Raw genomic sequence first — 17121 nt, 5'->3', positions numbered from 1 at the left:
GAATTGTTTTGGGTGGGCTTTGGATGTTGGCCAGTGGAATGAAAGCGATGAATGATGAGCAAAATAAAAAATCCAAATAATCAAGAAGAGTGATTAAGAGGAACAGTTGAGAACAGCAATTCTGAGAAATTGCTGAAAAGTATCCATTTCAATCAATCATTCACTCTAGTCATCAATCTCAGTAAAATTAACACTGACAATCAACAACTCAAAACCATGAGCAACGCTGACAACTTTCGGATTGAGAAAGATTCGATGGGGGAATGGCAAATCCCCGATACGGTCTATTACGGGATTCAAACTTGCCGGGCGATCGAGAATTTCCCCATTAGCGGCCTTAAACCCTTGCCCACCTATGTTGATGCCTGTTTGCTGATCAAAAAAGCCACCGCGATCGCCAATGCAGAATTGGGCTGTATTTCGGAAGAATTAGGCCAAGCGATCGTGCAAGCGGCCGATGAAATTTTGCAAGGTCAATTGCGCGATCAATTTGTGGTGGATGTTTACCAAGCGGGGGCCGGCACTTCCCATCACATGAATGTGAATGAAGTTTTGGCCAATCGAGCCTTGGAACTGTTGGGCGATCGCAAGGGCAACTATAGCCGCGTCAGTCCTAATGATCACGTGAATTATGGGCAGTCAACCAATGATGTGATTCCAACAGCCATTCGGATTGGGGGGCTGTTGGCGCTCGATCGTACCCTGTTTCCAGCCCTCAAAAAGGCGATCGCTGCCATGGAAGCCAAGGCGATCGCTTTCCAAGAAATTGTTAAATCTGGCCGCACCCACTTGCAGGACGCAGTGCCCGTGCGATTGGGCGAAAGCTTCCGGGCTTGGGCTTATATTTTGCGCGATCATGAGCGACGAATTACCACAGCAGCGGAAGATTTGCGCGTCTTGGGATTGGGCGGCAGCGCTGCGGGAACCGGGATGAACACCCATCCGCAATATCGCTTCCGAGTCGCTGAATTACTCTCAGAATTGATTGGGCAACCCTTGCGATCGGCTCCCCATTTGATGGCGGCCATGCAAAGTATGGCTCCTTTTGTGAATGTGTCCGGTTCGATTCGGAATTTGGCTCAGGATTTGGCCAAGATTTCCCATGATTTGCGCTTGATGGATTCGGGGCCCAAAACCGGATTTAAGGAAATTCAACTGCCGCCTGTGCAGCCAGGATCGTCAATCATGCCGGGTAAATATAATCCGGTGATGGCGGAGATGACTTCAATGGTTTGTTTCCAAGTGATGGGCTACGACCAGGCGATCGCTCTGGCAGCCCAGGCGGGGCAACTGGAATTGAATGTGATGATGCCGTTGATTGCCTACAATCTGATTCAAAGTATTGAGATTTTGGGCAACACGATCGCCGCTTTGAGTGATCGCTGTTTGGTGGGTATTGAAGCCAATCCCGATCGCTGTTTGCACTATGCCGAGGGAAGCTTGGCCCTGGTGACGGCGCTGAATACGCACATTGGCTATTTGAATGCCGCTGCGATCGCCAAAGAATCCCTAGAAACGGGTAAATCTCTGCGCCAATTGGTTTTGGAAAAAGGGCTGATGGATGAGGCCCAGTTGGCGGAAGTATTGGATTTGGAAACCATGAGCCAAATGCCGAATTCAACGGTCTAGGGTTTGAACGGCTCGATCGCCCGAATTGTGCTAATTGTGCTTTGGGTGGTGCAGTTGGCAGCCCAGTTTTGAGCGAAGTTGCTAACGGTGCGATCGAGCCGTTTAGATGATTATCCTGGATGATTACTAAGGCTAAGTTACCTCGGCCCTGATTGACAAATTCTGGTGATTCCGGTGATCAACCTCGGTGATCAATGTAGGTCTTGAGTCATACTTCTAGTTTCTAAAATTAGGTAGATTAACCGTGGATCCAAAGGCGATCGAGATTTATTTTCCCTGCCGACAATTTACAAAACCAACCGGCGGCGTACAGATGATCTATCGCCAGGTGGATTTGTTGAATCAGTCGGGATTTTCCGCAGCAGTTTTGCACAGAGAAGCGGAATTTCGTTGTCAGTGGTTTCCCAACAAAACACGCATCCTCGGGGGAATTTTGACCATTAACCCCGATCGCAGCATTGTGGTTGTGCCCGAGGTCTATGAACAGGCGGAATATGCCAAGCTGCCCAAAGATATTCCCTTTGTGATTTTTAATCAAAATGTCTATTACACATTTGATAAATTCTCAGTGAATTTTGAAGAAGAATATTTGCCCTATGCTGATCCGAATTTATTAGGCGTGATTGTTGTTTCTGAAGACAGCAAAAACTATATTCAAACGGCCTTCCCGCAAGTTAAGGTTCACCGGGTTCGGTGTAGCGTTGATCCGGAGCTGTTTTATTTTCCTGAGCGAAAGACCAATCAAATTTGCTTCCTGGCGCGCAAAAATTTCATGGATGTTCAGCAAGTTTGCCAAATCTTGCGCCATCGCGATCGGCTCCAGGGATTTCAATTGGTGCGAGTGTTGGATTTGCCGCAGGCGAAATTAGCAGAAATGATGCGAAATTCGGCAATTTTTATGAGTTTTGGTGATCCAGAAGGGTTTGGCTTACCGGCGGCGGAAGCGATGGCGGCGGGCTGTCTCACGGTGGGTTATCACGGCCGCGGCGGGCGGGAATTTTTCAAGCCGGAGTTTTCTTACCCGATCGAGCGGGGCGATATTTTAGGATTTGTCCAGGCGGTTGAACAGGCGATCGATGATTGGGTTAACCGTCCCGAAGCCACGATCGCCAAGGTCAAACAAGCATCGGCCTATATTCGCAACACCTATTCTTTGGCTAATCAAACGGAGGATGTGGTGGCAGCTTGGTCAGCCATCCTAGGGCGTTTTCCGGGGCAATCTTTACCCAAGCCCCATGATTTCAGTCAATCAACCCAGGATTCAAATCAACCAACCTATGATTTAAATCAGGCGATTGCTCCGCCCTCGATTATTTTCTAACCCCATTTCGACCCTTAATTTCGATCATTTCGATCCCTCCTTTCGACCATTGCCCCCCAAAACACCAGGAGAAACGCCGATGGTTCCCGTTAGCTTGCTCAGTGCCACTAGCTATGATTTGGATCTGTTGCGCGAAAAAGTTGTGGCCCTGTTGGAACCCTTGGGCGGAATGGCGGCCTTTGTACAGCCGGGCGATCGGGTGCTGTTGAAACCCAACCTCCTGACCGGATCGCGACCCGCCAAGGAATGCACGACCCGCCCCGAGCTGGTGCAGGTGGTGGCGGAGTTGGTGTTGGCGGCCGGTGGGCAACCCTTTTTGGGCGACAGTCCCGCCTTTGGCAGCGCGGCCGGCGTGGCCAAGGCCAACGGCCTGGCTTCGATCGCCCAACGCTTGAACATCCCGATCGTGGAATTTCGGGGCCAGCGCTACGACAGCCTCAGCGGCGAATTTGGTCACCTGCGCTTGAGCAAGGAAGCGATGGATGCAGATGTGGTGATTAATTTGCCCAAGGTGAAATCCCACTGCCAATTGACGATTACGCTGGGGGTGAAGAATCTGTTTGGCTGCGTGCCGGGCAAGCTGAAGGCCTGGTGGCATTTGGACGCGGGAAAAGACGTGGCTCGGTTTGGGCGCATGTTGGTGGAAACGGCGCGGACGATCGACCCCGACTTGACGATCGTGGATGGAATCATTGGCCATGAGGGCGACGGCCCCAGCAACGGTGAGCCGCGCCTGTTGGGGGTGTTGGGTGCATCGGCTAATGTGTTTGCGCTCGATCGATCCTTGGCGGATATCTTGCAGGTGGATCCGGCAACCGTGCCCACCTTGGCGGCGGCGGGAGCCTTGGGCGTTTGTCCGGCCCCGGAACAGGTGACCTATCCTTTGCAGCGGCCGGCGGACTTGGCGATCGAAGATTGGCGCTTATCCAGCTTCCTGATGCCGATCGATTTTGGGTTGCCTCGGGTGATTCGTTCCACCTTCAAGCACCTTTACATCAAGCTGTTTAAGGAACGCTTTGCCCCGGCGGAAACTTCGGTGCGATCCTAAGCTATTCCTAGTAGCCTGGCTGCCTTAATTCGCTGGGTTAAATGACATGGCTGTCACCGCCACCTGATCGTTAAGCAGCAAGATGCTCAAGCCCCTTGTTACCACGACTGACTCCGCAACTTTGACCCAATGTATTAAGCCTGTCATGCTACTAGCCGTCCTTTAACACCGCTAGTTTTTGGTTGTTTTCTGGTTTTTCTCTGGTCTTTGCCAGTTGTTGCATGGCTCCTTTTGCTGACGAAACCCTGCTGTTTGAACCCGCTGAACCGTTGCCCCAGGCCCTGCCCACGGTGTTTGCCTTTCCGAACACCTATTCCGTTGGCATCACCAGCTTGGGCTATCAGGTGGTCTGGGCGATGTTGGCGGCGCGGCCGGAGTTGGCCGTGGCACGGTTGTTTACGGATGCACGGGAGCCATTGCCCCGATCGCCCGCCCTGGTGGGGTTTTCCATGTCCTGGGAACTGGATTACGTCAATGTGATGGCGTTGCTGGAGGATTTGGACTTGCCGCTCCATGCGGTTGATCGCACCGATGAGCACCCGATCGTGTTTGGGGGCGGGCCGGTGCTGACGGCGAATCCCGAACCCTTCGCGGCCTATTTTGACGTGGTGCTGTTGGGTGATGGGGAAATTTTGATTGATGCCCTGGTGAATAAGCTGCTAGAACAGCGCGATCGCCCCCGGGCCGATCGATTGGAAGCCCTGGCCCAAGTGCCGGGTCTGTATGTGCCGCAACTGTACGCCGTGGAGTATCACGACCCCACGGGCCCGATCGCCGCCATTCGGCCTCTGAGCGATCGGATTCCCGCCACCGTCAGCAAGCAAACCTATCGTGGCAACGCCCTTTCAGTATCCACGGTGGTGACTCCGCGTGCCGCCTGGGAAAACATCTTCATGGTGGAAACGGTGCGCAGTTGCCCGGAACTGTGCCGGTTTTGCTTGGCCAGCTATCTCACCCTGCCCTTTCGGACGGCGGACTTGGAAGGCTCCTTGCTGCCGGCCATTGATCGGGGACTGCAAGCCACCAACCGAATCGGCCTGCTTGGCGCTTCGGTGACCCAACATCCTGAATTTGACAGTCTGCTCGATCGCCTGGCCGGAACCGCCTACGAACAAGTGCGGCTCAGTGTGGCTTCGGTGCGCACCAACACGGTCACGGAAAAGCTGGCCCGCGTTTTGGCCAGCCGCGATTGCAAATCGATCACCGTGGCCGTGGAAAGCGGTTCGGAAACGGTGCGGCAAATCATCAACAAAAAGTTGGCCACCGAAGCGATCGAACAGGCCGCCGTGAACGCCAAAGCGGGCGGCCTCAGCGCCCTCAAGCTTTATGGCATGGCCGGCATTCCCGGAGAAACCCCCGACGACATCGAAGCCACCGCGGCCATGATGCTGCGGCTCAAAAAAGCTGCCCCGGGCCTGAAATTAACCCTTGGTTGCAGTACCTTTGTGCCCAAAGCCCACACTCCCTTTCAGTGGTTTGGGGTGAATCGGGATGCGGAAAAGCGATTGAAATTGCTGCAAAAGCGCCTGCGTTCCAATGGCATTGACTTCCGCCCCGAGAGCTATAACTGGTCAATTATTCAGACGCTGATTTCCCGGGGCGATCGCCGGTTAACCCCCCTGTTGGAACTGGTGCGAACCTATGGGGCGGGCGACACGGACAACCCTGATCGGGTATCCCTGGGCAGTTACCGGCGAGCCTTCAAGGAACTGCGCGATCGAGTGCCCCCGCTGGATCATTATGTGTTTCGCAACTGGGATTTAGGGGAAGTGCTGCCCTGGGAACATCTCCATGGGCCCTTGCCTGCCGCCACCCTGAAAAAACACCGAGCGGAAGCCGTAGCCCTAATGCCCGATGCTGCCGTGATTTCGCCGTGATTTCGCCGTGATCGCCCTTGCCTGGATTTTGTTTGGACTAGCGATCAATCAGCGATGGGATCACGACTCCCTTGCTGCTTCGTTGCCGAACATTGCGGGTTGTTGATTTTCCGTTACCGGGAGCGATCGCCCATGAAACAATAAAAACCGCACGTCAATGCTCAACGCCCGCCTGTTGCCATGACCCTCGCCTCATCACCCTCCGAATCCGGTCAAGCACCCCTCGGCCACAAAAAAGCTCGCGCCCTCAAGCCCGGTAGCCGTCGCCCCGCCAAGGATTTGTGCAGTGAATGCGGTCTGTGCGACACCTACTATGTGCATTACGTCAAAGAGGCCTGCGCCTTCATTAATCAACAGATTGCCGAGCTGGAAACCCAGGCCCATGGCCGCAGCCGCAATCTGGAAGTCGAAGATGACATCTACTTCGGCGTGCATCAGGAAATGATGGCCGCGCGCAAAACCGAGCCGATCGAGGGGGCCCAATGGACCGGCATCGTTAGCTCGATCGCGATCGCCATGCTCACCAGCGGCAAAGTGGAAGGGGTCGTCTGTGTGCAAAACACCCCGGAAGACCGCTTCCAACCCCAACCGGTGATTGCCACCACCCCCGAAGAAATCTTGGCTGCCCGGGTGAACAAACCCACCCTTTCGCCCAACCTGTCCGTTTTGGAACAGATTGAACGATCGGGCATGAAGCGGTTGTTGGTGATTGGGGTGGGCTGCCAAATCCAAGCCCTGCGAGCTGTCCAAGACAAGCTAGGCCTCGAAAAGCTCTATGTGCTCGGCACGCCCTGCGTGGACAACGTGACCCGGGCCGGCCTGCAAAAATTTCTCGACACCACGAGTCGATCGCCCGACACCGTGGTCTATTACGAGTTCATGCAGGATTTCCGAGTGCATTTCAAGCACGAAGACGGTTCCACGGAAACAGTGCCCTTTTTTGGCCTAAAAACCGATCAATTAAAGGACGTGTTTGCCCCCTCCTGCATGACCTGTTTTGATTACGTCAACTCCCTCGCGGATTTGGTGGTGGGCTATATGGGTGCGCCCTTTGGCTGGCAGTGGCTGGTGGTGCGCAATGAAACGGGCCGCGAACTGTTGGAAATGGTGCGCGACCAAATCGAAACCCAACCGGTGATGTCCCAAGGGGAGCGTCGGGCCGCCGTCCAAAACAGCATTCCCGCCTACGACAAAGGGGTCACGATTCCCATGTGGGCGGCTAAGTTGATGGGGTTGGTGATTGAGCGGGTGGGGCCCAAGGGTCTGGAATATGCTCGTTTCTCGATCGACTCCCACTTCACGCGCAACTATCTCTATGTCAAGCGCCACTACCCTGAAAAGCTAGCGGAGCATGTGCCCGCCTATGCCCAAAAAATTGTGGAGCAATACCAATTACCGGACTAGAACCGATCGTCGGATAGTTTGAAATCCTGATTCCACCCTGACACGATCGCGAGAACAAGGAACCTAAGAGCCGGTGCGCAAATTTTTATCCAACTTGGGGGATGGAGACGGCGAACCCGTGGGTTTCTGGGTTGTGGGTAGTTCTGCTTCGATGCGGTGGATCGATCGCCTGAACCAGCGCCACTTGGGAGCCACCAACACCCGATAGCGATTGCCCACCTTCAGCCGATCGAACGGGGTTTCGAGCGGTAGCCAATCCCCACGCTTGGGCCCCTCAACCCAAAGCTTTTCGCCCGTCTCGATCGTCACCCGATATCGATATCGGTATTCAGTCACCCGGCGCGATCGCTTCACGGTTTTGCCGTTTTCTTCAACGGTTTCCTGCTTCGAGGTGCGATACCGCTTCAGTAAGCGTTCTTTGGCCACCACGGCGATCGGGATGGTTTCCCCGGCCAGCGTGAAATAGCTGAACTGCAACCCCCCCAGCAGCACACTGAGCAGGATAAGCGCGATCATGCCGCGCCCATATTTGCGAATGAAGGGATGGTCGGTCAGCCAGGCAATCATGGTTAATCCCAGAGTGAGGGGGACTGGCTCAGGGGTTGGTGGGTGCTTGGTTCGGAATCAACAGCCGCAGGGTTGAAAAGCCCAAAACCAGCAGGAATAACACTAGCCCGATCGCGCAGGCATAGCTCATTTCTAGGTTTTCAAAGGCCTGTTCATAGAGGTAATAGACCACGGTTTTGGAGCTGCTGCGGGGGCCGCCTTGGGTCATGATGAACACTTCTTCAAAGACCTTGGTGGCGGAAATGGCGGAAATGGTGGCCACCAACAGCCAGTAAGGGCGCATCAACGGAACCGTAATATCCCAATGTTTGCGCCAACCATCGGAGCCATCGAGGGCGGCAGCTTCGTAAAGGTCGGCGGGAATGGCTTGCAGTCCGGCTAAATAAACCACCATGTAATAGCCGAGGCCTTTCCAGACCGTGACGGCCATCACGCTCCAAAGGGCCCATTGGGGACTGGTCAGCCAGGGAATGGGACGAGAAACAAGGCCAAGTCCGGTGAGCAGTTGGTTCAGCAGGCCATTTTCCGCATACATCCAATTCCAGGCAATGCCGGCCACCACGCTCGACACAATCACGGGCACATAATAGGCGGCGCGAAACCAACGGATCCCCGCTAGTTTTTGGTTCACCAAAATCGCCAAACCCAAGGGGGCGATCGTCAGGATGGGGACGACGGTTAATAGGTAAACGATCGTTTGGCCCAGGGTTTTCCAAAACAGCCGATCGCCCCACAGGCGCAGGAAGTTGGCCCCGCCCACCCAGCGCGGCGCTTCGGTCAGGTCGTAGTCATAGCGCGTGAAGCTGAGGTAAAAGGCTTGCAGGGCCGGGTAGAAGGTGGTGATGGTCAAGACGACCAAGGCCGGCAGCAGGAATAGATAGGGCGTGAGCAGGGCCCATTGGCGATCGCTCAGGGATTTTCGGGGTAACTGGAACATGGGCAAGGTTCCCAGTATGTGGACTGTTGAATTGAACTGAATTGAACTTCTAATTTTTCGTTTTTACCAACTGCTTGCCTTTTGCTTTTTACCTTTTACCCTTTGCTTTTTACTTTTTGCCTTGTGCTCTTTGCTTGTTAACTAACGCACCAGAGGCGATCGCTTCCGTTTCAAAATTTCCCCATAAAGGGCTTCGAGTTGGTTGAGGTTGCGATCGAGGGTGTAGCGTTCCAAAACACGCTCCCGGGCCCGCTGGCCCAGCAAGGCGGTGATTTCCTCGTGTTCTGCCAGCATGGGCAGCAAGGTTCGCAATTGTCCATAGACTTTTTGCGGATTGAGGCGAATTCCGGCTCCCTGCTCGATCGCCTCGCCATCGGCCCCCACCTCCGTTGCCAAGCAAGCAACCCCGCAGGCCATCGCCTCCAGTAACGAGAGGGACAACCCTTCAACTAATGAGGGCAGCACAAACACATCGGCGGCACGCAAGATGTCGATCCGGCGACTTTCGTTAGCCACATAGCCCATCCATTCCACCCCATGCTCGGGGCCGTAGAACGTTTGGAGGGAGGCTTTGAGGGGGCCGCTGCCGACGATCGCCAGTTTGCAATGGCTGGGCATTTTCGCTTTTTTCCAAGCCTTCAGCAGGGGTTCAACGTTTTTCTCTTGCGCCAGACGGCCCACATAAACAAACAGGCGATCGCATCCCAATTCCCGTTTCACAGGCGAGGGGCCGGGGGCATATTTGAGCACATCAACCCCGTTGGGAATCACCGCCACTCGATCGCCCTCAACCCCCAACTTAATCAGCATGTCGCGCTGAATTTGGGAGAAGACGATCGTGCAGTCATAACTGGCTAAAAAGGGTGCATAGAGTTGATAGGTTAATTGTTGAGTGCCGGAGGTGAAATTACGCAGTTTTTGATCGAAAGCAGGGTGAAAGGTGGAAATTAGCGGCAATTGTAATTCGTCGCAAATTTCTGGCAACACAAAATCCAACGGCGAAAGGGTCAAGGATGCATGGAGCAAATGGGGACGCAACCGGCTGAGAGATTGCGTCAAAACTTTGCTGGCCCCAAAGGTGGGCAACGTATAAATTTGGGATTTATAGAGATAGGGAAGCGGGACTTCTTTCACATCCCGCTGCGCTTCGTCTTCGGTTTCTTCTTCTTGGGCAAAGTGTAAAAAGCTCACCTCATGGCCCCGATCGCGTAATGCGTTCGTGATCTCTCGGCTGTAGGTGACGTTGCCGCAAAATGGAGATCGTTTACCCAACCAAGCGACGTGCATGGAATCCGAAAACCTGAATTAGCGAGAATGATTGGGCTAATGAATTGGTGAATTCACCCAATCAAGAGGAACTCAACAGCGGAAATTTAACAGCAGAGATTTAAAAACAAGAATTCAACAACAAGAATTCAGTAACACAAGTTCAAAAACACAAACTCGGCAGCAGAAATTCAGCAACGGAAATTTAACAACACAAACTCAGCAACACAAACTCAGCAACACAAATTCAAAAACAAGATGCATACCGGGAGAATGCTTAGGTCGATCGCGGCAAACTCGTAACGGAAATATACCAGGTTGCCACGCCGCCTGCGATTGCCAAAACGGCCAACAACAGCAGCACCGCAGGCAACCCCCAATAGGCTTCGGCCACGCTGGAGAGGGCCAGGGGCAAACTGAGGGCCACGTTCACGGCGTTGTTTTGTAAGCCAAAGACTTTGCCGCGCATTTCTTCGGGGGTTTCGTGCTGGATGGTGGTTTGCATGGGGATGCCCACGAAGGCGGCGGCGGCTCCCAAACAGACGATCGCGGTCACTGCGCCCCAGAGGTGGGTGGTGGTGCTGGCGAGGGCCACGAGGGCCGCTCCCATGCCAAAGGAACCGAAGAGGGCCGATCGGGTGTAGGGCCAGCGGCTGCCAAATTGACCCAGCAGCAAGGCTCCCACCCCCAAGCCCGCACTCCCGGCCGCCAACAGCAGCCCAAATTGGGAGGCTTTGATGTTGGGGATCACTTCCGCCATCCGCACGGCCAAAACCGCCAGGGCCGCGAAGATCGAAAACAGGATCGTGAGTTGAATCAGGGCGTTGCGGATCACGGGGCGATCGAGCAGGTAGCGAAACCCGTCGCGCAAATCTTCCAGGACGTGGGGACGCTCGATCGTTTTGTCTTCGGGAGCTTCGCCGGTTTTCATCCACAGCAGCAGAGCACCCGCGATCGCGTAGCTGCCACCGATCAACAGTTCTTGGCCCAGGTTTTCCCCCAGCCCCCAACGGGCAACCAGATGATTGGCCAGAGCCAGCAGCGGTTCTCCCACGGCAAACCCCACGATCGTGGAGGCCATCATGGTGGTGGTGTAGAGGGAGTTGGCCGACAGCAGGTGTTGCGGCGGCACGATCAGGGGAATGGTGGCTTGCTCGGCGGGGGCAAAGTATTGGGTGAGGGTGGAAACGCAAAAGGTCATGGCCAACAGGGCCCCAAAGCCGATCGGGATGCCCATCACCTCCGGGCCGTCGGCCGTCAGGGCCAACACCACTGGCAAGGCCAACACCAACAGCCCGCGCACCACATTGGTGACCACCAGCACGGTTTGTTTTTGCCATCGATCGACATAAATTCCCGCCAGGGAACCGAACAACACCGCCGGAATCGTGAAGGCGATCGTGATGGCGGAAACCCAGCCGCTGATGGTTTGGCCGGGTTCTTGGAACCGGGCAGCCACGATCGCGATCGCCATGATCAGATAAACCTTATCCGCCAGTTGCGAAAACACCTGCCCACTCCACAGGGCCAGGAAGTTGCGATTTTTCAGCACCGGCAAGAATCCCGTTTCTTCGGGATCGGCGGGGGCGGGTTCGAGTCCTTTTTCCTTGGCCAGGCGAGCTGCCTCGATCGCTGCCTGGTCATGGCCCGCCCCATGCAGCACCAATTCAGCCAACTCGTCCACCTCTTCCGTGAGCCGTTTTTTCAGGGGCAACGGTTGGGGGGCCGGCTGGCTCTTGTGCAGTTCCGCTGGGGGCGTGTCGGGTTGGGACGAAGTGGGGGACATGGGCGATCGGGGAAAAGATGGCAAGCGATGGAATCGAGTCGGCAACGGGCCCTAAACCGGTGGTTTGTGGAGAGTTACACCAAAGCAGGCGGGGCCAGGGCCGTGTTCAGGTAGGTTTCCAGGGATTTGGCCGATCGAATCCCCTGTCCAAAATGATATTGGGCATAGTGCCGTAACAGACGCTCCAGCCGCTGCCAATGGCGCAGGGGATCGGCCAAGGTTGCCCGATCGCCCGGTGGTGACGCTGCAAATAAATCATTTAGGCTTTGCCACTCGGTGGCCGTTAAGCGTAAGGGCGAAAACTTGACCGAGACTCCCGAACTGGGCAGCACTCGTGTGGGTTGCCGCGCCGCCAACCAGGCCATCGCCTCCGGATTGTCCAGGGCTGCCAGGTCGATCGCCCCGCCCGCAGCGGCACTGAATCCCACCCGCCAATGGGGATCTGTCCAATCGGGGGCGATCGGGCGTTCCGTTAGATTGCATTGGCCCAACTGCGGAGCCACCCCCGCCACCGCCAACAGGCGACCAATCCCGGCGCAGAGGATTGGTAACAACTGACCCAAGGCCGCCACCCGATCGATCGGTAAAGCCAGCGCCTCCAATGCATGAAGATCCTCATTCAGGGTGGTGAACAGATCCGGTTGGGGATGGCCATCCAATGCCTGAGCCAAGGCCAACTCGGCCCAATATTGAGCCGTCATCAGCTTCCCCAAATCCCTTGTTAGGCCCGCATAGGCCGTGATCGATTGGGCCTGGGCAATGCGATCAAGACTGCGCCCTCGGCCCACCAACAGCTCATTCACCACAAACAAATTGCTGCGGCCCCCAATTTTCGATTTTGGCTTGCGTGCGCCGGGGGCCACCGCCCGAATTAACCCAAATTCCAAGGTCAAAATTGTGAGCAACAGATCCGACTCCCCCAAAGGCACGCCCTTGAGGTTAATGCCCGTCGCCTGGTAGGTGCGGGAATGGTTCATGCGGTGGGCGGCTCCTCCGTTTCAGCAGCCCAACCGGCCGAGCGATCGCGTCGCAAGAACTCCACCCCGCGTGATGTGCCCAAACGGGTGGCCCCGGCTTCAATTAGGGCGATCGCCTGATCCGTGGTGTGGATGCCGCCGGCCGCCTTAATCCCAATCCGGCCCCGGGTCCAATCCTTCAGCAACCGCACATCCTCGATCGACACGCCCCCATTCCAGCCCGTGTGGGTTTTCAGGAATGCCGCCCCCGCATCCATGGCAATTTCCACCGCCAATTGTCGCTCTGCCGGCTCCAGCAGCGACCACTCCAAAATTACCTTCACCAACGCGCTGGCGCTGGCCATCTCCACAATTTCCGCAATTTCCCGATGCACCGCGTCAGCCGCACCGGCCTTCAGCCAACCCAAATTCAGCATCACCTCCAACTCCCGCGCCCCCTGCTCCAGGGCTTCTTCCGCCTCTGTGCATTTGGTTTGGGTGGTGGTGGCTCCGGATGGAAACCCGATCGGGCAAATCACCACCGGTCGCCGATTGTGCAACAACGACACCGCCTGGCGCACGTGGGTGGGCATCACACAAACGCCCGCAAAACCGAAGCGATCGGCCTCTGCGCACCACTGCTCCACATGCTGCGGCCCCGCCGCCGGGTGCAACAGCGCATGGTCAATGTGTTGGGCCAGGTCAATGGTTTCAGCCAGACGCTGATTCGTCTGTTCGTCAAAAGCGAGGGTCATCAAGGTTAATCCACGTTAATCCACTGGATCCACCGATCCAAAGGCAGGGCCACAACGGTCAGGATTTCCCTATTTTGTCGCAGATTTGGTGCGATCGGGCCGCCCCAGCCCCATCACCCGCTGGTCTCATCCCGATCGGGCGATCATTCAACCTACATTTCGGATTCAGTTGGTTTGCTCCTCAGCAAGGGGTTAAATCCCAATCGATAAGGTCACAATTCCTAGTGATCTCGATCAATATCCCAAGCGGTCGCAATTCCCTATACTTCTCAGACCTCATTAAAACTCGAAGTTGATGCGTTAATCGGCACTCAAAAATATCAACACTGACAATGACTTGACCGTTCACTAATCAGCCTTGTCAACTGCTCGATCGCGCTTATCCTCTTGGCCAGATCAGTCCAAGATTGACTGATCAACCATTCACAGATCAGCAATTCACGGATCAATCGCCACGGATCATCCTGAATTCTCATGTTAGCTGATGAACAACCAAGAAACCCAAGGTAGCTTTCGATTACAGCCCTGGCTGGCTGCTGAATGATCGCTCAAGTTATCGTTGCCCAAAAAATAATTTGAACCCAGAATTCAAATCATTAACAACAGCAATTCTAAGAGAATGTCTGAAAAGCCAAAATTGCTACTCCGTACGCTCCAGTGATCGATGGAAACAAGGGGCTTAAGCCCCTTGCCCCCACAACTATTGGTGTTTGGTACGGGTCAAAAGATACTTTTCAAATATCCTCTAACGATTGCCAAAATGATTAGCCTAGGTTTAATTCGAGATAAATATTTTAAAAATTTTCTTGTAGATTTTTATTGCTTCGCTTTTTGTGCAAGAAGGTCGATTTTTATACATTGTCCGTGTATTCTTGTATATTGAGTATGTTTCTATGTGCAGTTTGTGATCTGCATCTCTTCTCGTTTTGGATATTGACTGACAAATTTTTGCTGCCTGTTGAAGTGAATTGGCTACGGACGTTGATTGTTTAAGCCCCTACCGACAGAATCAAGCCCCTAACCATGATTCATCTGTCAACGCTTTTTCGAGTTTCCCAGGCGATCGCTCGCACCATTGAAATCAACGAGCTGCTACAAGTGTTATCCAGCCATGTTCTGGAATATTCAGGAGCAGAAAAATGCGCTCTCCTTCTATTGCAAGACGGCGAGTGGGAACTGCGAGCCTTGGCAGATTCTCGAGGGGTGCAGCTAACAACGCTGCCTCTTGCATATAGCCAAGATGTGCCCAGTAAGCTCATTCAATACGCAGAAACGCACCTAAAACCAATTGCCATTGAAAACCTTTGCACTGATTTGCCTGTAATTGGCAATTATTTAAAAATTCATCGCCCTCAAAGTTTGCTTTGCTTGCCATTGCTGAACCAAGAGACTCTGTTGGGCATTTTATATCTGGAACATCGATCGGCTCAGGGACTCTTTACGGACGATCGGCTCATGGTTTTGGATTGCTTGGCGAACCAGGCCGCGATCGCCCTAGATCATGCAAGGCTTTACCAAACCGTGCAACGCAATGAATCTCGTCTGCGTGCCGTGTATGAGTCTAATAATGATGCAATTATGCTCCTGAGTGAAAAGTGCTTTGTGGATTGTAATTCGGCAACATTGGCTATCTTTAAGTGCCCAGCAAAATCAGAATTTTGTGGTAAGCATCCTTCGCAAATTTCTCCAGAATATCAACCCAACGGGCGCTTATCGAGCGAGGCTGCGACTGATCATATTGTGACGGCACTCACCCGGGGCTATGACCGTTTTGAGTGGCAACATTGCCGCTGGGATGGCTCGGAATTTATTGCCGAAGTGCAGCTCTGCCGAATGGAAATAGATGATCAGGCAATTTTGCAAGCGATCGTTCGGGATATTAGCGATCGAAAGGCCGTGGAGGCGGCCATTCGCCAAAAATCTGCAGAACTGGAACAGGCACTCTTGCAACTGCAAAAGACACAATTGCAACTGGTGCAAATTGAAAAAATGTCGGTTTTGGGAAACTTGGTGGCAGGGGTAGCCCACGAGATTAATAACCCGATCGGGTGCATTGTGGGCAATGTTAGCGTTATGCAGAATTACGTCATCGACTTGATGGAAACCTTGGATCTCTATCAGGCGAATTTCCCTGAGCCGGGCATCACCATTGAACAGCAATTAGATGCGATCGACCTGGACTATTTGCGGCAAGATGTGCCGGATGTGATGCAAGCCATTAAGGATTCAGGCGATCGAATTGCCGCCATTAGCCAGAGTCTGAGAACATTTTCGCGAACAGATGGGGCTGAAAAGCAACTCTTTAATGTGTGTGATGGGCTTGATAGTACGGTTTTGATCTTGCGACATCGGCTCAAAGCCAATGAGCAACGACCGAAAATTGAAGTGGTGACCCACTATGACCAACTGCCGGAAATTAACTGTTTTCCGGGGCAACTCAACCAGGTTTTCATGAATATTTTGGCCAACGCGATCGACGCGATCGATGAATTGAGCGAAGGCAGAAGTTTTCAAGAACTAGCCCAATCGCCGCACCAAATTACGATTAGCACAAGGGCGATCGAGTCGGGAATTCAAATTACGATTGCGGATGATGGGCCGGGGATGCCCCCTGAGGTACAGCGGCGAATTTTTGACTATATGTTCACCACCAAAGAAGTGGGCAAAGGAACCGGCTTAGGGTTGGCCATTGCCCATCAAATTGTGGTGGAAACCCATGGCGGGACGATCGATTTGCAATCCCAAGTGGGCGAAGGCAGCACATTCACGCTCACTTTGCCCTGTTGAATGCCGGGCGAAAGGCTCGATCGAGAACCGGAGAGGATGTCTGAGTGGGTCTGAGCTTTGGGGCGATCGGCAGAGGCTACGCCGCAGGGGTGGGCGTGAGTTGCCCTTGCTGAAGCTGCCAACAGCGATCGGCCACATCCAAAAGATCACTGGGATCATGGGTGACCACCAACAAAGTCCAGTGAGCCTTCAATCGCGACAGCAGACCGGCCAACTGTTGCCGCATGGACCAATCCAACCCGGCGGTGGGTTCGTCCAACAGCAAAATGCTCGGTTGGCGAATCAGTTGCACCGCCAGAGCCAAGCGCCGTTGCTGGCCACCGCTGAGGGTGTAGGGCGAAATATTCAGGGCTAACTGTTCCAACCCCACAGCGGCCAGAGCCTCGTGAATTTGCTCTGAACTAATTTCCGGGTGGCCCAGCCGCAACTCTTCGAGCACGGTGGAGCCGCAAAAATGCCGCTCAGGAAATTGAAACACCAACCCCGCTAACTGTTGCAGGGACTCGGGAAATAGGGGGCGATCGCGCCACAGCACTTGTCCGCTGGTTTGGCTGGCCAAGCCGGCCAAGATTTCCAACAGGGTGCTTTTACCGGAACCGCTGGGGCCAATCACCAAGGTCAGTTGTTGGGGAACCAATTCCAGATTCACTTGGTGCAAAATGGCCTTGGCGGCGGCGGCGGGGTGATAGCTAACGGAGTCCAAACGCAGCATGGAAGAAAGGGGGCGCGGAGGTGGATCGGGCCCTATTGTAGGGGGCTACTCAACGGCTCGAATGAATGATTCAACG

13 protein-coding genes are annotated in these 17121 nt (G+C 54.3%); 6 read left to right on the top strand and 7 right to left on the bottom strand.

Annotation, left to right across the window (positions count from 1 at the left end; genetic code table 11):
- Window positions 1–216 precede the first annotated feature (216 nt).
- From ACZA91_RS01345 to ACZA91_RS01325, 5 genes are all read left to right on the top strand, one after another.
- A complete protein-coding gene (locus ACZA91_RS01345) occupies window positions 217–1629 on the top strand; it encodes an aspartate ammonia-lyase (protein ID WP_463184324.1) in 1413 nt (470 codons plus the stop codon).
- 244 nt (window positions 1630–1873) lie between these two features.
- Complete coding sequence (locus tag ACZA91_RS01340; RefSeq protein WP_190531748.1) at window positions 1874–2950, top strand: glycosyltransferase; 1077 nt, start codon at window positions 1874–1876, stop codon at window positions 2948–2950.
- Between the two features lie 79 nt (window positions 2951–3029).
- On the top strand, window positions 3030–3998 hold the full coding sequence (locus tag ACZA91_RS01335) for an Npun_F2552 family protein (RefSeq protein WP_190353741.1): 969 nt from the start codon (window positions 3030–3032) through the stop codon (window positions 3996–3998).
- A gap of 221 nt (window positions 3999–4219) precedes the next feature.
- On the top strand, window positions 4220–5875 hold the full coding sequence (locus tag ACZA91_RS01330; RefSeq protein ID WP_463184319.1) for a B12-binding domain-containing radical SAM protein: 1656 nt from the start codon (window positions 4220–4222) through the stop codon (window positions 5873–5875).
- 180 nt (window positions 5876–6055) lie between these two features.
- On the top strand, window positions 6056–7279 hold the full coding sequence (locus tag ACZA91_RS01325) for a Coenzyme F420 hydrogenase/dehydrogenase, beta subunit C-terminal domain (RefSeq protein WP_463184316.1): 1224 nt from the start codon (window positions 6056–6058) through the stop codon (window positions 7277–7279).
- Window positions 7280–7342: 63 nt separating this feature from the next.
- On the opposite strand, the gene ACZA91_RS01320 is transcribed toward ACZA91_RS01325, so the two are convergent.
- From ACZA91_RS01320 to deoC, 6 genes are all read right to left on the bottom strand, one after another.
- Window positions 7343–7846 (bottom strand): hypothetical protein, encoded by a 504-nt coding sequence (locus ACZA91_RS01320; protein WP_190531758.1) that lies wholly within the window; start codon window positions 7844–7846, stop codon window positions 7343–7345.
- A gap of 28 nt (window positions 7847–7874) precedes the next feature.
- Window positions 7875–8783 carry a carbohydrate ABC transporter permease gene (locus tag ACZA91_RS01315; RefSeq protein WP_099535027.1) on the bottom strand — a complete coding sequence of 303 codons (909 nt, stop codon included), beginning with the start codon at window positions 8781–8783 and terminating at the stop codon, window positions 7875–7877.
- 141 nt (window positions 8784–8924) lie between these two features.
- Window positions 8925–10070 (bottom strand): glycosyltransferase family 4 protein, encoded by a 1146-nt coding sequence (locus tag ACZA91_RS01310; protein ID WP_190527767.1) that lies wholly within the window; start codon window positions 10068–10070, stop codon window positions 8925–8927.
- A 256-nt stretch (window positions 10071–10326) separates the two neighbouring features.
- Window positions 10327–11835 (bottom strand): MFS transporter, encoded by a 1509-nt coding sequence (locus tag ACZA91_RS01305; RefSeq protein WP_190353736.1) that lies wholly within the window; start codon window positions 11833–11835, stop codon window positions 10327–10329.
- A gap of 74 nt (window positions 11836–11909) precedes the next feature.
- Window positions 11910–12812 carry a DNA repair protein RecO gene (gene recO, locus ACZA91_RS01300; protein WP_463184313.1) on the bottom strand — a complete coding sequence of 301 codons (903 nt, stop codon included), beginning with the start codon at window positions 12810–12812 and terminating at the stop codon, window positions 11910–11912.
- The gene (gene deoC / locus ACZA91_RS01295) at window positions 12809–13546 is read right to left on the bottom strand and encodes a deoxyribose-phosphate aldolase (RefSeq protein ID WP_463184311.1); all 738 of its coding nucleotides are present in this window, start codon (window positions 13544–13546) and stop codon (window positions 12809–12811) included. Before deoC ends, recO begins: the two co-directional genes overlap by 4 nt.
- A 1023-nt stretch (window positions 13547–14569) precedes the next feature.
- Between deoC and ACZA91_RS01290 the strand changes: the two genes are divergently transcribed.
- Window positions 14570–16333, top strand: coding sequence for an ATP-binding protein (locus ACZA91_RS01290; RefSeq protein WP_463184310.1), 1764 nt, complete (start codon window positions 14570–14572; stop codon window positions 16331–16333).
- 76 nt (window positions 16334–16409) lie between these two features.
- Here ACZA91_RS01290 and ACZA91_RS01285 read toward each other — a convergent pair whose 3' ends face one another.
- Window positions 16410–17045: an ABC transporter ATP-binding protein gene (locus ACZA91_RS01285; protein WP_099535021.1), complete on the bottom strand. Its 636-nt coding sequence runs from the start codon at window positions 17043–17045 to the stop codon at window positions 16410–16412.
- Window positions 17046–17121: the final 76 nt, after the last annotated feature.

This window comes from Limnothrix sp. CMB-01, assembly GCF_055193175.1.
Note: the sequence above shows the minus strand (reverse complement) of the source record. Positions and strands in the feature narration are given on the sequence as shown.

Excerpts from the sequence above, each read along its gene's own strand:
- ACZA91_RS01345 (WP_463184324.1), top strand. The coding sequence starts at position 217 with ATGAGCAACGCTGACAACTTTCGGATTGAGAAAGATTCGATGGGGGAA.
- ACZA91_RS01335 (WP_190353741.1), top strand. The coding sequence starts at position 3,030 with ATGGTTCCCGTTAGCTTGCTCAGTGCCACTAGCTATGATTTGGATCTG.
- ACZA91_RS01330 (WP_463184319.1), top strand. The coding sequence starts at position 4,220 with ATGGCTCCTTTTGCTGACGAAACCCTGCTGTTTGAACCCGCTGAACCG.
- ACZA91_RS01325 (WP_463184316.1), top strand. The coding sequence starts at position 6,056 with ATGACCCTCGCCTCATCACCCTCCGAATCCGGTCAAGCACCCCTCGGC.
- ACZA91_RS01320 (WP_190531758.1), bottom strand. The coding sequence starts at position 7,846 with ATGATTGCCTGGCTGACCGACCATCCCTTCATTCGCAAATATGGGCGC.
- ACZA91_RS01315 (WP_099535027.1), bottom strand. The coding sequence starts at position 8,783 with ATGTTCCAGTTACCCCGAAAATCCCTGAGCGATCGCCAATGGGCCCTG.
- ACZA91_RS01310 (WP_190527767.1), bottom strand. The coding sequence starts at position 10,070 with ATGCACGTCGCTTGGTTGGGTAAACGATCTCCATTTTGCGGCAACGTC.
- ACZA91_RS01305 (WP_190353736.1), bottom strand. The coding sequence starts at position 11,835 with ATGTCCCCCACTTCGTCCCAACCCGACACGCCCCCAGCGGAACTGCAC.
- recO (WP_463184313.1), bottom strand. The coding sequence starts at position 12,812 with ATGAACCATTCCCGCACCTACCAGGCGACGGGCATTAACCTCAAGGGC.
- deoC (WP_463184311.1), bottom strand. The coding sequence starts at position 13,546 with ATGACCCTCGCTTTTGACGAACAGACGAATCAGCGTCTGGCTGAAACC.
- ACZA91_RS01290 (WP_463184310.1), top strand. The coding sequence starts at position 14,570 with ATGATTCATCTGTCAACGCTTTTTCGAGTTTCCCAGGCGATCGCTCGC.
- ACZA91_RS01285 (WP_099535021.1), bottom strand. The coding sequence starts at position 17,045 with ATGCTGCGTTTGGACTCCGTTAGCTATCACCCCGCCGCCGCCGCCAAG.